General features: G+C 43.8%; 17 protein-coding genes. 5 read left to right on the forward strand and 12 right to left on the reverse strand.

Annotated elements, in window-relative coordinates; genetic code table 11:
* Nucleotides 1-8: 8 nt before the first annotated feature.
* The 3 genes from ABTQ23_RS14210 to ABTQ23_RS14220 are packed head-to-tail and all read left to right on the forward strand — an operon-like array spanning nt 9 to nt 3068.
* Nucleotides 9-2174, forward strand: a complete 2166-nt coding sequence (locus ABTQ23_RS14210; protein ID WP_408616398.1) for a nitrilase-related carbon-nitrogen hydrolase — start codon at nt 9-11, stop codon at nt 2172-2174.
* Nucleotides 2126-2725, forward strand: coding sequence for a cob(I)yrinic acid a,c-diamide adenosyltransferase (gene cobO, locus ABTQ23_RS14215; RefSeq protein WP_408616399.1), 600 nt, complete (start codon nt 2126-2128; stop codon nt 2723-2725). The genes ABTQ23_RS14210 and cobO overlap by 49 nt, the downstream gene beginning before the upstream one ends.
* 1 nt (nt 2726) lies before the next feature.
* Complete coding sequence (locus ABTQ23_RS14220; RefSeq protein ID WP_408616400.1) at nt 2727-3068, forward strand: hypothetical protein; 342 nt, start codon at nt 2727-2729, stop codon at nt 3066-3068.
* A gap of 77 nt (nt 3069-3145) precedes the next feature.
* Here ABTQ23_RS14220 and ndk read toward each other — a convergent pair whose 3' ends face one another.
* The 11 genes from ndk to trmJ all read right to left on the reverse strand — a co-directional run bounded on the left by ndk (nt 3146) and on the right by trmJ (nt 11307).
* Nucleotides 3146-3568 carry a nucleoside-diphosphate kinase gene (gene ndk, locus ABTQ23_RS14225; protein WP_408616401.1) on the reverse strand — a complete coding sequence of 141 codons (423 nt, stop codon included), beginning with the start codon at nt 3566-3568 and terminating at the stop codon, nt 3146-3148.
* A gap of 81 nt (nt 3569-3649) precedes the next feature.
* The gene (pepB, locus tag ABTQ23_RS14230) at nt 3650-4945 is read right to left on the reverse strand and encodes an aminopeptidase PepB (RefSeq protein WP_408616402.1); all 1296 of its coding nucleotides are present in this window, start codon (nt 4943-4945) and stop codon (nt 3650-3652) included.
* Between the two features lie 51 nt (nt 4946-4996).
* Entirely contained in the window at nt 4997-5191 is a 195-nt protein-coding gene (gene iscX, locus ABTQ23_RS14235; protein WP_408616420.1) for a Fe-S cluster assembly protein IscX, read from the reverse strand.
* Nucleotides 5192-5219: 28 nt separating this feature from the next.
* Nucleotides 5220-5558: an ISC system 2Fe-2S type ferredoxin gene (gene fdx, locus ABTQ23_RS14240; protein WP_408616403.1), complete on the reverse strand. Its 339-nt coding sequence runs from the start codon at nt 5556-5558 to the stop codon at nt 5220-5222.
* A gap of 6 nt (nt 5559-5564) precedes the next feature.
* On the reverse strand, nt 5565-7418 hold the full coding sequence (hscA, locus tag ABTQ23_RS14245; RefSeq protein WP_408616404.1) for a Fe-S protein assembly chaperone HscA: 1854 nt from the start codon (nt 7416-7418) through the stop codon (nt 5565-5567).
* Between the two features lie 6 nt (nt 7419-7424).
* Nucleotides 7425-7943 carry a co-chaperone HscB gene (gene hscB, locus ABTQ23_RS14250; RefSeq protein WP_408616405.1) on the reverse strand — a complete coding sequence of 173 codons (519 nt, stop codon included), beginning with the start codon at nt 7941-7943 and terminating at the stop codon, nt 7425-7427.
* A gap of 35 nt (nt 7944-7978) precedes the next feature.
* Entirely contained in the window at nt 7979-8302 is a 324-nt protein-coding gene (gene iscA, locus ABTQ23_RS14255) for an iron-sulfur cluster assembly protein IscA (protein WP_408616406.1), read from the reverse strand.
* 24 nt (nt 8303-8326) lie between these two features.
* Entirely contained in the window at nt 8327-8707 is a 381-nt protein-coding gene (gene iscU / locus ABTQ23_RS14260) for a Fe-S cluster assembly scaffold IscU (RefSeq protein WP_408616407.1), read from the reverse strand.
* A 32-nt stretch (nt 8708-8739) separates the two neighbouring features.
* Nucleotides 8740-9954, reverse strand: a complete 1215-nt coding sequence (locus ABTQ23_RS14265) for an IscS subfamily cysteine desulfurase (RefSeq protein WP_408616408.1) — start codon at nt 9952-9954, stop codon at nt 8740-8742.
* 43 nt (nt 9955-9997) lie between these two features.
* Entirely contained in the window at nt 9998-10480 is a 483-nt protein-coding gene (iscR, locus tag ABTQ23_RS14270; RefSeq protein ID WP_408616409.1) for a Fe-S cluster assembly transcriptional regulator IscR, read from the reverse strand.
* A 77-nt stretch (nt 10481-10557) separates the two neighbouring features.
* Nucleotides 10558-11307: a tRNA (cytosine(32)/uridine(32)-2'-O)-methyltransferase TrmJ gene (gene trmJ / locus ABTQ23_RS14275; RefSeq protein WP_408616410.1), complete on the reverse strand. Its 750-nt coding sequence runs from the start codon at nt 11305-11307 to the stop codon at nt 10558-10560.
* Nucleotides 11308-11520: 213 nt separating this feature from the next.
* On the opposite strand from trmJ, the gene suhB reads away from it, so the two are divergent.
* Together suhB and ABTQ23_RS14285 are read left to right on the forward strand one after the other, a co-directional pair.
* Nucleotides 11521-12321, forward strand: a complete 801-nt coding sequence (gene suhB / locus ABTQ23_RS14280) for an inositol-1-monophosphatase (protein WP_408616411.1) — start codon at nt 11521-11523, stop codon at nt 12319-12321.
* Nucleotides 12322-12499: 178 nt separating this feature from the next.
* Nucleotides 12500-13519 carry a PTS sugar transporter subunit IIC gene (locus ABTQ23_RS14285; RefSeq protein ID WP_408616412.1) on the forward strand — a complete coding sequence of 340 codons (1020 nt, stop codon included), beginning with the start codon at nt 12500-12502 and terminating at the stop codon, nt 13517-13519.
* 49 nt (nt 13520-13568) lie between these two features.
* Here ABTQ23_RS14285 and ABTQ23_RS14290 read toward each other — a convergent pair whose 3' ends face one another.
* The gene (locus ABTQ23_RS14290; protein ID WP_408616413.1) at nt 13569-14303 is read right to left on the reverse strand and encodes a complement resistance protein TraT; all 735 of its coding nucleotides are present in this window, start codon (nt 14301-14303) and stop codon (nt 13569-13571) included.
* Nucleotides 14304-14832 lie beyond the last annotated feature (529 nt).

A 14832-nucleotide genomic window follows, 5' to 3' on the forward strand; every position in this document is an offset into this window, starting at 1 on the left:
AGCTGTATATGGCAGATTACCTAACGATAACCACCGCTTCACTGCGCCAGTTGCCATTTGATTTCAGTGGCAACGTAAAACGCGTTACCCAAGCGATAGAACAAGCCTTTAAAAACGGCGCCAATATTTTGTTAATGCCTGAGCTGGCATTAACTGGCTATGGTTGTGAAGACAATTTCACCTTCCAGGAATTTCACGAAGCAACAAGCGATGCGCTGGATAAAGTGATTCAAGCCACCAAAGAGCTCGGCAAGGATTATCCAGCGATGTTGGTTTCGGTTGGATTACCGCTGCTCTACCCTGGCGGCCAAGTTTACAACGCCTCTGCAATTATTAGCGCAAAAGGTCTACATGGTTTTGTCTGTAAGCAATTTTTAGCCCGCAATGGCCTTCACTATGAACCGCGTTGGTTTGAAGCATGGCCAAGAAGCCGCGTCATCGAGCATCCTCATTATCGCGTGCCAATGGGCGACTTGGTAGTTGATTGTAAAGGCGTACGCATTGGTTTTGAAACCTGCGAAGACTCATGGATTAGCAACCGGCCGGGGCGCGACCTTTATCAGCGCAACGTCGATATTATCCTCAATCCGAGTGCATCACATTTTGCTTCTGGTAAATTTGATATTCGCGAGCAGTTTATCCTGGAAGGTTCTCGAGCATTCGGGGTTGCCTATGCTTATGCCAATCTCAATGGGACCGAAAATGGCACCAGCATCTTTGATGCTGGCTGTATGATTGCCTCTGAAGGTCGAATGGTTTCCTATGGCGATCGTTTTAACTGTCGAGACGTTCTGCTAAACCATGCCATCGTCAATATTAGCGCTAACCGAGTCACACGAATCACCTCTAGCGAAGCGATTGGCGCTTTTAAAGAAGAGCTGGAAATCAATCTTCCTTACACGTTAACAACCCAAACACCGCCTTGGAAGCAAGCTCTGCAACCAGCGATTGCTAACGACTTGCTCAACGAATTTTGGGAAGAGCTTAGCGATGATGACCGAATTCATGCAGAAATTTGCTATGCGATTGCCAATGGTCTGTGGGACTGGATGCAGCGTACCCATACTCATGGCTATATTGTCAGTATGTCAGGTGGTGCTGACTCGGGCCTCGCTGCAACGCTCGTCTATCTATCTCATTATCTAGCGCTGCACCAGTTAGGCGCTCAAGAATATCGTAAGAAATTGCCAAAACCTTGGCTTGAATCGATTCCAGAATATAGCGAAGAGAGCGGTGACTACGGCTACTGGCTCAAACAATATGTGATGCCGAAGGTATTAATGTGCCTATATCAAGGAACCGATAACAGCTCAGAAATCACCTTTAATGCGGCCAAAGGCGTCTCTGAAAATATTGGTGCAACCTTTGAGCATTGGAACGTGCAAAAAATCGTTGATGATTACATCGGCTTGGTCAATCAGATTTATCCAAAACAGCCGCTTAACTGGAACGATGATGATATTGCATTGCAAAATATTCAGGCCCGTAGTCGTAGTCCTGGTGTCTGGATGCTGGCTAACCGCGAAAATAAATTGCTGATTGCGACCTCAAACTTATCTGAATCAGCATTAGGTTATGCCACCATGGATGGCGATACATCCGGTGTATTATCAGTCGTTTCCGGTTTATCGAAAACACGGATCCGCAAAATTAATAACTGGCTGGAAAAACAAGGGCTCCCGGTCGAAGGCCACCATGGTTTCCACCGGCTCACAATACCGGCAATGGGACTGATTAACGCCCAACAGCCAACAGCTGAACTGCGCCCAGTTGAGCAAACAGATGAAGAAGACCTGATGCCTTACATTATCTGTGACAGCATCATGCAAAGCTACCTTGTTCGCCAGATGTGGCCTAAAAGCATATTGATTGATTTACTCATGCAAGGCCATGGCGAAATCTATAGCTTAGAACAACTAGGACACTTTATTGAACGTTGGTTCCGACTATTTTGTCGTAATCCATGGAAACGTTATGGCACTCGCGCAGGGTTCCATGTCGAACAAATTTCGCTAGATCCGAAAACGTTCCACCGTTTCCCATTGCTCAATGCAAGCTTTGCTGAACCATTGGCACAAATGTGGGATTACATTAAAGAACAACAAACGCAAACTGAGCACGACTCATGTCAGAAACAGACAACGAGCGCCATAAAAAGCGCCAGCAAAAGCTAAAAGAGCAAGTTGATGAACGAATCCGTCAGGCGCAGCAAGAACGCGGATTAGTCGTTGTTTTAACAGGAAATGGCAAGGGTAAATCGACCTCGGGCTTTGGCACCATCGCCCGAGCAGTCGGTCATGGTCAAAATGCAGCGGTGGTACAGTTCATCAAGGGAAACTGGGAATGCGGTGAGCGCGAGCTGTTAAGTGCTCATGGCGTTGAGTTTGTGGTGATGGCCACTGGCTTTACTTGGGAAACTCAAAACAAAGAAGCAGATAAAGCCAGCGCACAACAAGTTTGGCAGCAAGCGAAGGTGATGTTAACTAACCCAAACCTTGATGTGGTGTTGCTTGATGAGCTGACCTACATGATTAGTTATCACTACTTAGAGCTTGAAGAAGTCGTTGCGGCCATTTTGCAGCGCCCACAACAGATGTCTGTCATTATTACGGGCCGCGGTGCTCATCGACGTTTAATCGAAATAGCTGATACGGTCAGTGAAATTCAGTCGCGCAAACATGCATTTGATAGCGGCTTAAAAGCTCGCAAAGGAATCGACTGGTAACATGTCCCAACAACAGCGCCTTTTAGCCGAATATGTCAGTGACATATTAAACGATAATCACAATATCAAAAGCTCTAAAAAGCTTTCACACCAACGAAGCCAAAGTGATGAGATAACCACTGAACACATGATTTATCGTTATCAGTTTGAAGATGGCGCACTCATTAGGATGGAAGTCGAGTTTGATAATGACGCTGATAACGATGCGCTTTGTGCTGATGAATGGATTGACTATCAAGTCGAGCAACAACCTTATGATTACGAAATATCGCCGCGACAAAAACATTTTGTAAATCGTTGTAGCCAGTCATTTTGGTTAAAGATGCAACTGGCCAATCTATAATCTTTGTAAAAAAGTGGCCCCCTAAGACAACAAAACCCGCAATACACGGGTTTTTTCAATATAAAAATTAATTTGGATTAACCAACAATTTCTTCATCACTAAAGAAAAATGCGATTTCTCGCGCAGCTGATTCAGGAGCATCAGAGCCATGCACCGCATTGCGTGGGTTTTTCGAACCAAACTGTCCACGTAATGACGACTTCGCCGCTGTTAATGGGTCTGTATCTCCCATCAAAGCACGGTAAGTCTCAATGGCATTTTCACCTTCGAGTACTTGAACCATAATTGGCCCTTGGGTCATAAACTCAATCAGGGCGTTATAAAAAGGTTTGCCTTCATGTTCGCCATAAAAACCTTCGGCTTGCTCTTGAGACAAATGCAACATTTTTGCGGCAACAATTCTTAAGCCCGCGGACTCAATTTGATGATAAATAGCACCAATGTGGGCTTGTTTAACTGCATCTGGCTTGATGATTGAAAAAGTACGTTCTCGAACCATAATCATTTCCTTCAGACCAATGTAGAGTGAATCGTGAATGATGAATAAGTGGCTCAGTGAGCCACTTGGATAAATCGATAATTATGCCTGCTCTGCTAATAAACGGCTAATAGTACGAATACCATGACCTTTAGCACCGGTTGACCAAAGCTCACTTGCTGATTTCTGGTAAGAGCCAGATAAATCAAAATGGACCCAGCCTTTCTCTGGATTCTCAACAAAATTCGATAAAAAGGCAGCTGCCGTGCTCGCACCAGGATTGCCTTCGCCAGAGTGAACATTGGCCATATCCGCAAATCCAGACGTCAGACGTTCTTTATGCCAAGGTTCAAGTGGCAATGCCCAGGCAAGCTCATGTTCAGCTTTGGCGGCATTAAGAGCGCTATAAACGAGCTCCTGATCAAGACCAAGAACAGCATTAAAATCGCGGCCCACCGCAACTTTAGCGGCTCCAGTTAATGTCGCTGCATCAATGATTAAGGGGGCTTTTGTTTCACTTGCACACATTAAGCCATCAGCTAACACTAAACGCCCTTCAGCATCGGTATTTAAAATTTCAACGCTTTTACCATTACGATACGTTAGCACATCGCCTAATTTAAAAGCGTTACCCGATACGAGGTTTTCAGCGCAACATAAAAATAATTTGACGCGTTTTTTCAATCCACGACTAATCGCAAGCGCTAATGCAGCGGTTAATGTTGCCGCGCCTCCCATATCACTTTTCATGGTATCCATGCCTGAGCTTGGTTTTAGGCTATAGCCACCAGAATCAAAAGTAATTCCTTTACCGACCAAGGCCGCGGCTACGGGCTCATTGGCATTGCTCGTCGGGTTATAATCAAGTTGCAACATGGCCGGAGCTTTATCACTACCGCGGCCCACCGCATAAATCCCTACATAATTATTTTTTAACAGCTCATCACCTGAGATAATCTGATAAGTAACATGTTCTGGCGCAATCGATTTGAGTAGTTCGCAGGCTTGTTCACATAAGCGCTGCGGATAAAGATCAGCAGGACCTTGGTTAATAATCTGCCGAGCCCAATTAATCGCATTTCGCCGCGCGAGAAACTCATTTTGTTCATTTTCAATAAGCGCCGGATAATCAACATTTCCCAATTTTTTAGCGGTGTAATAGCCTTGCTCAAACGCCCAGCATAACTCTAAATTCCAAGAGCCACCGGCCAGTTGAATATCACTAATCCCTTGACCACTTAATTTACGCGCCATTTTTTGCACAGTGCGAAGCTGTTCATCTTGACTCTGATTCACCAGATGAATGATTGCGCCATCACTTGTAAATGATAATTTTGCCCCTTCTCCCCATTTTGAAGGTGCCTCTTGAAAAGAAAGTGACACGTACATTTGTGACATAACGGTTCCTTAAAGTACAAAAAGCCACAGAGTCTGTGGCTTTTTTAAAATTTAATCAATTTCATCAATCCAGGCTTGCTGAATTGCTTCTAAAATTTGTTCATTACTACGCTGCGGATCATCATCAAATTCATCAAGCTGACAAATCCAATCATGTAAATCAGTAAAGCGAACCTGCAACGGATTTTGCTCAGGATACGTTTGTGCTAATTCAATCGCAATATCTTGAACATCAGTCCATTTCAACTGCATCAAAGCCTCCTGTGCCTATTTATTAATGATTTTCAGACACCTGATTAATTGTATAACGGGGGATCTCGACGACTAAATCTTCATCTTTAATCACCGCCTGACAGCCTAAGCGTGATTCACTCTCAAGTCCCCATGCCTTATCAAGCATATCATCTTCAAGTTCATCACTCTCATCAAGCGAATCAAATCCTTCACGAACAATGACATGGCAAGTGGTGCACGCGCACGATTTTTCGCAGGCATGCTCAATGCCAATACCATCTCGCAGCGCTACATCCAAAATTGTTTCGCCGGATTTTGCTTCTACAACCGCCCCTTCTGGGCATAAATCTTCATGAGGAAGAAAAATAACTTTTGGCATGTTCAATTAAATCCTATCAATATTTTGCCCTTTCAGGGCTTGGCGAATCGAATGATCCATTCGTTTAGCAGCAAAATCAGCTGATGCGTGATCAAGCTTCTCAATGGCCTCTTCAATTGCTTTGGCATCATTACCTTGTGCGCTTGCGGCAACACCAGCCATTGCGTTATCAATCGCCTGTCGTTCATTATCGTCAAGAAGCGCACCATCTGCACCTAGTGCCGATTGCAGATTCTCTAAAATGCGAGCCGCTTCAACTTGCTGCTCTTTAAGCATTCGAGCATCAATATCACTCTGTGCATGGCTAATTGAATCTTTGAGCATATTGGCAATTTGATCATCAGCCAGCCCATATGACGGTTTCACTTGAATCGAAGCATTGACGCCCGTTGTTTTTTCCATAGCACTCACGGATAACAACCCATCGGCATCGACCTGAAAAGTGACACGAATATGAGCTGCGCCTGCGGCCATTGGCGGAATATCAGTTAATGTGAATCGCCCTAATGAACGACACGCATCGACCAATTCCCGCTCGCCTTGCATAACATGAATAGCCATTGCCGTTTGGCCATCTTTGAAAGTTGTAAATTCCTGCGCGCGAGCCACTGGAATCGTAGTATTTCGCGGAATAATTTTCTCAACAAGCCCGCCCATGGTTTCAATGCCAAGCGATAACGGAATCACATCTAAAAGCAGCAAATCACTATCACGTTTATTGCCAACCAAGATATCAGCCTGTAGAGCTGCACCTAATGCCACAACTCGGTCAGGGTCGATACTCGTTAATGGCTCTTTGCCAAAATAATCTGCAACACGTTCTCGAACCAATGGCACGCGAGTTGAACCACCGACCATGACCACGTCAGTGATTTCATCAATCTCAATCTCTGCATCACGAACAGCGCGCCGACAAGCGGTGATGGTACGCTTAACCCAAGGCGCTATCAGCTGTTCAAACTCATCCCGGCTTAGCTCGCCTTGCCAAAGCCAATCATCAAAGGCAAGTTTTAGGTTGGTGTTCTGTTTACTGGAAAGCTCAATTTTTGCCTGAGTGGCCAAACGCTGCAATTCACGACGAAGGCCTGCAGCGCTGAGATCATCAATGCCAGCCTGCTGGCAGATCCAATCGACAATCACACCGTCAAAATCATCGCCACCTAAAGCAGAATCACCACCCGTTGCTAAAACCTCAAAGACACCGCGACTTAGGCGCAAAATAGAGATGTCAAACGTCCCACCACCTAAGTCGTAAACTGCAATCACACCCTCTTCTTGGCTATCTAAACCATAGGCAATGGCAGCTGCTGTAGGCTCGTTTAATAAGCGCAACACATGCAATCCGGCTAGCTGCGCAGCATCTTTCGTTCCTTGGCGCTGCGCATCATCAAAATACGCAGGAACAGTAATGACTACGCCATCAAGTTCGCCGCCAAGGGAATGGGTTGCGCGCTGAGCTAACACTTTTAATATTTCAGAGGAAACTTGAACCGGATTGACAAATCCTTGCTCTGTGCGAATGGTTGGGATATCACGAGTTAAATCGAACTGATATGGAAACTGACTCGGGTCAAATTCATGAATGCTTTTACCCAGTAACCGTTTCACCGAGACAATGGTATTGGCTGCATCGTCTACAGCGCGGTCTCGAGCGGCAAAGCCAACTGAAATATAATCTTTTTGATATTGAACGACCGAAGGCAAAATAGCTCGATTGAGCTCGTCATTTAAGGTATCCGCTTTACCGCTACGGACGGTTGCAACCAACGAGTTGGTTGTTCCCAAATCAATGCCTACGGCAAGTTTATGTTGATGAGGAGCGGCAGCCTGACCAGGTTCCGCTATCTGAAGTAATGCCATAATAGCCTATAAATCAAGAAGGTTGTCTTCTAACTGGCGCAATTGCTGCGTCAATCGGAGATAAAATTTCATTTTACGCACACTATCAGCAGCTTGTTCATAATCACTGCGCTGATATTGTAAAACAAACGCTTCCTCCAGCTGCTTTTGAGCTGCTTTGAGTTTACTGGCAAAAGCATCGATGGCCGACTCTGGGTCATCGCTGTTTTTAATGCCTTCAAGTTCTTCTCTTAAAGACATCTGTAACATGAGGAAATCGATATCATGCATTGTTTGTTGTTCATCAGCGATATCAATGTCCACCAATTTCAACATGTATTGTGCACGCTTCTCTGGATGCAAAAGTGTTTGGTAAGCATCATTAATTTCTGATGCTTTTTGCAATGCTTGCGCCTGACTTTTGTCATCTGCGCCAGCAAAATTATCTGGATGATATTGACTTTGCAGTTGACGAAAACGCGCTGAAAGCGCGTTTTTATCAATAGCAAAACCGGGGGTAAGCGAGAAAAGATCAAAATAACTCATAACAAAGTCCCGGTAATGAACCATAGCAGTCGTGGTTAAACGTTGAAGCTTTCACCACAGCCACATTCATCTTTAACATTGGGGTTTTTAAATTCAAACCCTTCGTTTAAACCATGCTTAACGAAATCGAGCTCAGTTCCATCGAGGTAAACCAGGCTTTTTTCATCAACCACAACTTTGACGCCATGACTGGGGAATACCTGATCGTCATCAGAAAGCTCATCGACAAATTCAAGCACATAAGCCATTCCGGAACATCCGGAAGTTTTCACTCCCAGACGAATTCCCAGCCCTTTGCCACGATTTTGCAGATAGTTTCCGATGTGGTTGGCAGCAGCCTCTGTCACTGTAATAGCCATACCTGCTCCTTCAACTTCTAAAAACTATGCGTTTTTCTTTTTGTAATCGGCAATTGCCGCTTTAATTGCATCTTCAGCTAAAATCGAACAGTGGATTTTAACCGGAGGTAAAGCCAGCTCTTCGGCGATCTTAGTGTTCTTAATTTCAGATGCTTCATCAAGCGTTTTACCTTTCACCCATTCGGTGACTAGCGAGCTTGAAGCGATTGCGCTGCCGCAGCCATAGGTTTTAAAACGAGCATCTTCAATCACACCATTTTGGCCGACTTTAAGTTGTAGACGCATGACGTCACCACAAGCCGGAGCACCAACCATGCCAGTACCAATTGAATCATCATCACCTTCAAAGGCCCCGACATTACGCGGGTTTTCATAATGATCGATTACTTTTTCACTGTAAGCCATATTCTCTCTCCAAATCTATCGCGTATCTATTATTAGTGTGCAGCCCAAGCGACCTGTTCTAAATCGACACCTGCTTTGAACATATCCCAAAGTGGTGACATTTCACGTAGCCGAGCAATCGCTTTATGGATAACACCAATGGCATAGTCAATTTCTTCTTCTGTGGTAAAGCGACCAAAAGAGAAACGAATTGAACTATGAGCCAGCTCATCATTACGGCCAAGCGCTCTTAATACGTAAGATGGTTCCAAACTTGCCGAAGTACAAGCCGAACCCGATGAAACGGCTAAATCTTTCAGCGCCATCATCAACGATTCACCTTCAACGAAGTTAAAGCTAACATTTAGATTTCCAGGAACACGGTGTTCAAGATCGCCGTTAACATAAACTTCTTCGATATCTTTAATCCCTTCCCAGAAGCGATTACGCAGACTCAAAATACGAGCTGATTCGTCAGCGAGTCCTTCTTTGGCGATACGAGCTGCTTCACCCATTCCGACAATCTGGTGGGTTGGCAATGTACCACTGCGCATGCCACGTTCATGACCACCGCCATGCATCTGGGCTTCCAGACGAATACGAGGTTTGCGACGAACATACAAAGCACCAATCCCTTTCGGACCATACATTTTATGAGCAGAAAGCGATAACAAATCAATGTTCAAATCATTTACATCAATGTCGATTTTACCTGCGCTTTGCGCGCCATCGACATGGAAAACAATCTTACGGTCACGACACATTTGGCCAATTTGTTTGATATCCTGAATCACACCAATTTCGTTATTGACGTGCATAATAGAAACAAGCACTGTGTCATCACGCATTGTTTCTTTAAGCTGATTCAAATCAATTAGACCATTTTCTTGCGGATCCAGATAAGTAACTTCATACCCTTCACGTTCAAGATGCCGACATGTATCTAACACTGCTTTATGTTCGGTCTTACAGGTAATGACATGTTTACCTTTTTTAGAGTAAAAATGTGCAGCACCTTTAATTGCTAGGTTGTCAGATTCTGTAGCACCAGAGGTAAAGACTATCTCACGAGGATCGGCACCAATTAAATCAGCAATCTGGTTACGTGCAACATCAACAGCTTCTTCTGCTTGCCAGCCAAATCGATGTGACCGTGAGGCCGGGTTACCAAACACGCCATCAGCGGTTAAATATCCCATCATTTTTTCAGCTACCCGATTATCAACAGGTGAAGTCGCTGAATAATCGAAATAAATCGGCAATTTCATTTTCTTCTCCAAAGCACTTATGCAATCGCTTATGAGCGACGCTTTATAATCTTACATCGATGTTCAGCGAGCTATCCGTCATTTTCGAACCATTCAGGCGCTTAGTTGATGATGCCTGATCTCGGGCTTGTTCGCTGACTAACTCACCTAGCGTAATACCATCTAAAAAGTGAGCAATTCGTTTACTTAGATTTTCCCATAAAGAATGAGTCAGACAACGCTCGCCGTCTTGGCACCCACCTTTACCTTGGCAACGAGTCGCATCAAGCGATTCGTCAACAGCATGAATGACCATGCTAACTGCAATTTTATTAGCATCTAGTCCTAGTTTATAGCCGCCCCCTGGACCGCGAACACTAGAAACTAAGCCCTGTTTGCGCAACCGGGAAAATAGCTGCTCAAGATAAGACAGCGATATCCCTTGGCGCTCTGAAATATCCGCCAAAGGAACGGGTCCTTGGTCTGCGTGGATGGCAACATCCAGCATGGCGGTCACTGCGTAACGACCCTTTGATGTCAAGCGCATAATTAATTATCTCTTGCATGAACTTGCAATAATGATCACATACCCCAGTGATTTGGTCAAGTATTTACCTGAGTATTTTACTCGGGTTTATTCTTATCTGGATAAATCGTTTCGCCACGGGCAGTTCGCTCGATTGCAGAAAGAATTCCACGCATGGTATTTAATTCATTTTGCTCCATACGAATACGGTTAAACATCCGCCGCAATTTATCCATCACTTTGCCTGGGTGATTCGGCACAATGAAACCAATTTGAAACAGTGCTTTTTCAAGATGAGTAAAGAAATTTTCTACATCCTGACTTTGCGGATATTCAGCCTCAGGGGCAGCAGGGACGGTATTATCAAGGTGAGCCATTCGCACTTCATAACAAAGGATTTGAACCGCCATAGCAAGGTTCAATGAACTGTATTCAGGATTCGTTGCGACATTGACATGGAAATGGCAATGTTTAAGCTCATCGTTGGTTAACCCAGTGCGTTCCCGACCAAAGACCATTGCAACCTGAGCATGTTGGCCTTCTTGAACCACACGCTGGGCTGACTGACGGGCATTTAATAATGGCAGTTCCAACGTACGGCTTCGGGCACTCGTTCCGATGACCAATTCACATGGTGCGATAGCCTCTTCAAGGGTATCAAAGATCTGAACATTGGCTAAAACATCGGAGGCGCCAGCAGCGAGAGCCGTTGATTTTCCATCGATTTCAGTTTCGGGAGCAACTAAAACCAACTGCGAAATCCCCATGGTTTTCATCGCACGTGCTGCCGAACCGATATTACCGCTGTGACTGGTTCCGACCATCACCACACGTACATTATCGAGCATTATCAATCTCCTATTAAAAACCGCTCTATGATACCACAGCATCTCGGTCAACTTTAACGGTTAATCGTCCAAGAGAGCCTCGCAAAACCGATTAGATTAGCTCTGATAAGCAATGGATCATGAATAGATCTTTTTTCACCTTGCGCCGCTCTCATGCTTTGCCTATAATCGGCGCCGTCATAAAACGTTCTTTATTAATTCGGTGGATTGAAAATGCATCCTATGCTCAATATAGGCATTCGCGCTGCGCGAAATGCCGGGAAGATTATTGCCCAAGCTTATGAAAACCTAGATCAGGTGGAAACTCAAAGTAAAGGGGCCAATGATTATGTAACTAATGTCGATCAGGCCGCTGAACGCGCGATCATTGAAACAATTCAAAAATCATACCCAGAGCATGGAATCGTCGCCGAGGAAAGCGGGATTACCCAAGGCGAAAATAGCGATTTCCAATGGATCATCGATCCACTCGATGGCACAACTAACTTCATCAAAGGTATTCCTCATTTTGCTGTTTCAGTTGCACTGCAAGTGAAAGGTAAAACTGAGCATGCCATCATCTACGATCCATTATTAAACGAATTATTCACCGCTAGCCGTGGCCAAGGTGCACAGCTTAATGGTTATCGCCTGCGAGTTAACAAACTACGTGATTTAGATGGTGCGATTATTGCCACTGGCTTGCCATTTAAACAAAAACACCTCACCGAAACTTATTTTGCAATGCTTAACGCAGTATTTGAAGATTGTGGCGATATTCGCCGAGCAGGTTCTGCTGCGCTGGATTTAGCTTATGTTGCGGCTGGTCGCTTAGACGGTTATTTCGAATTAGGACTAAAACCTTGGGATTTAGCTGCTGGCGAACTGATTGCTCGTGAAGCAGGCGCTTTAGTCACTGATGTTGCAGGTGGTTATAACTTTTATAAAACCGGCAATATCGTATGCGCAAATCCAAAAGTTCTCAAAGAGATGCTCTCTAAACTTAGACCGCACCTTAGCGATTCAATGAAATAGTCGCACGACTCTCATATATATTTCAGATAAAAGGGCCTTAAAGGCCCTTTTTTATTACTTGCCTCTTAATCACAGCTTGTCTTTATCACACTATTCGCTTTATCATCCACACTGTCTTTACACCTGTAAAATAAAGTAAACACAGGTGTCTATTAATTTCAGACTAATGGAACAATGCATGACCCAACATACAGGACGTACGAAACAGTACATTATTGATGTACTCAATGGCATGGCTCTCGGCCTTTTTGCCAGCCTCATTATCGGTTTAATTCTCAAGCAAATTGGTGTTTATACCCATTGGCCGCTGCTGGCTCAGTTTGGTCAAATAGCCCAATATATGATGGGGCCAGCTATCGGTGCAGGTGTTGCCTATGCGGTAAAAGCAAGCCCACTTGGGATCTTTGCGAGCTTAATCGTTGGCGCTCTGGGTGCTGGCAGCATCAGCCTATCAGGAACTGTGGCAACAATGCATATTGGGGAACCCGTTGGAGCACTGCTTGCCTCATTATGTGGTGCAGAGTTTAGTAAACTCATTGCCGATAAAACCAAGTTAAATATTATTCTTATTCCAGCAGGCACAATCATTGTAGGTGGGTTAATAGGTGCATTCATTGCGCCATATGTCGCTGATATGATGAAAGCTCTCGGGGCATTTATTAATCTTTTAACAACACTTTACCCCCTTCCGATGAGTATTTTAATCGCCGTTTCCATGGGCATGATCCTGACACTGCCCATATCCAGCGCAGCGATTGCAATTAGTTTAGGATTATCAGGACTGGCAGCGGGAGCAAGTGTCATTGGCTGCTGCGCTCAGATGGTCGGGTTCGCCGTTATTAGTTTTCGCGAAAATGGTTGGGGTGGTCTCATCAGCCAAGGGCTTGGTACCAGTATGATTCAAGTACCTAATATTGTTCGAAATCCTAAAATTTGGTTACCGCCAATTATAGCCAGTGCAATCGTTGCGCCTATTGGAACACTCCTCTTTCATATGCAAAGTAATAGTATTGGCGCAGGAATGGGCTCAAGCGGTCTAGTTGGACAATTTGCTACATTGGAAGTAATGGGCGCATCGGCAATTGTGCCAGTCATTATCGTTCAATTTATTTTGCCAGCCGTCGTCGCTTGGGTCATAGCCTTATGGCTAAGGCGAATAAACTGGATAAATGAAGGTGACTTAAAATTATCTAATTAAAATGAAAAGAGCCTCAACAGAGGCTCTTTTCATAGAAAAACAATCCCGTTTATAAAATACCAGAGATCGAATTGATCAGACCTTGCTGTAACCTTGGTAAGGCATCATTGAAATCTAAATTCACTTTATTCGCAACGCTAATAATACGTGTTTGATAACGTTTCCAATGAGTAGTCTGAGTACTTGATACTTTCTTAGAACCGCTGGTTCCTTGGTTTAGCCGTGCATTATCCTGTTCGGTGACCGTAACCCCTTGGGCCGCTCGTTCAGAAATCTGCAAATCAGTAATCATGGTGTAATAGACATCTTCAACCATTGCATCGGCAGCCATCCCAATCAAGCCACCTAAAAGACCTGTTCCAACCCGACCAGCACCACCACCGGCAACCGAAGCACCGACAGCTGCACCAACTAAACCAGAACCATATCCACTTAATAAGGCAGCCTGAGAATCACCTTTATCACTCTTAGAAACCTGTAAAATATTAGCCTGAATCATATAATGGGCTTGGTCAGGATCGTCTGTAACTTGATAACCTTTAGCTTCAACTGCCGAAACGATTTGATCTTTGATTTTTATATCTTGTTTATCCGATGTATTGCGGATTTGTAAAAAGACAACTCGTTTAGAAGGTTTAACCGGATCAAGAAAAACGGTATCTGACATTTTGGTCTGAACATCGAGATTACGCTTTTTAATTGCGGTATAAGTTGCTGAGCATCCAGTTAACATCAGGCATATTGCCGTAAATGCAACGATAGCAACCTTGGGCATCACTTTCATTGATTCGAATTCCTTTCAAAATTGATAATTTTATTTGTAAAGAGATTCGATTATAAATAAAAATGTAAAGTAGCAATAGTAAGATAATCAAAACTACTTTAATTAGTTACAATTTCATCATTTACTACTAATTAAAATGTCATGTATCTCATACCAAAGTAGCAATATCAGTTATTTTTGCATGATAGCTCAAAGGGCTTCCATTTTATTATTGTTTAAATATCAACCTATTTATTAGATTTTCCAAAGTCGGTTCACTATCACTTCTATTTATAAAATACCGTTTAATTAAATTAGTAAATACTAATTTAGAAAATTCAATATAATAAAAATTAACCAATATGAAATATAAATAGACCAAATATAGAAAACAGATCAATAAATAGACGGGCAGATAAAGTAATAAAAAGATGTTTTACTAGAATTAGGAAGAAGTGAAATTGATAGTGATGCTAAATGACAGGCATAAAAAAACCCCGTCCATTCGGACAGGGTCTGATTCGAAGCCTGGCAGTGACCTACTTTCACA

This window comes from Celerinatantimonas sediminis (assembly GCF_046054195.1).
Taxonomy (GTDB): domain Bacteria; phylum Pseudomonadota; class Gammaproteobacteria; order Enterobacterales; family Celerinatantimonadaceae; genus Celerinatantimonas.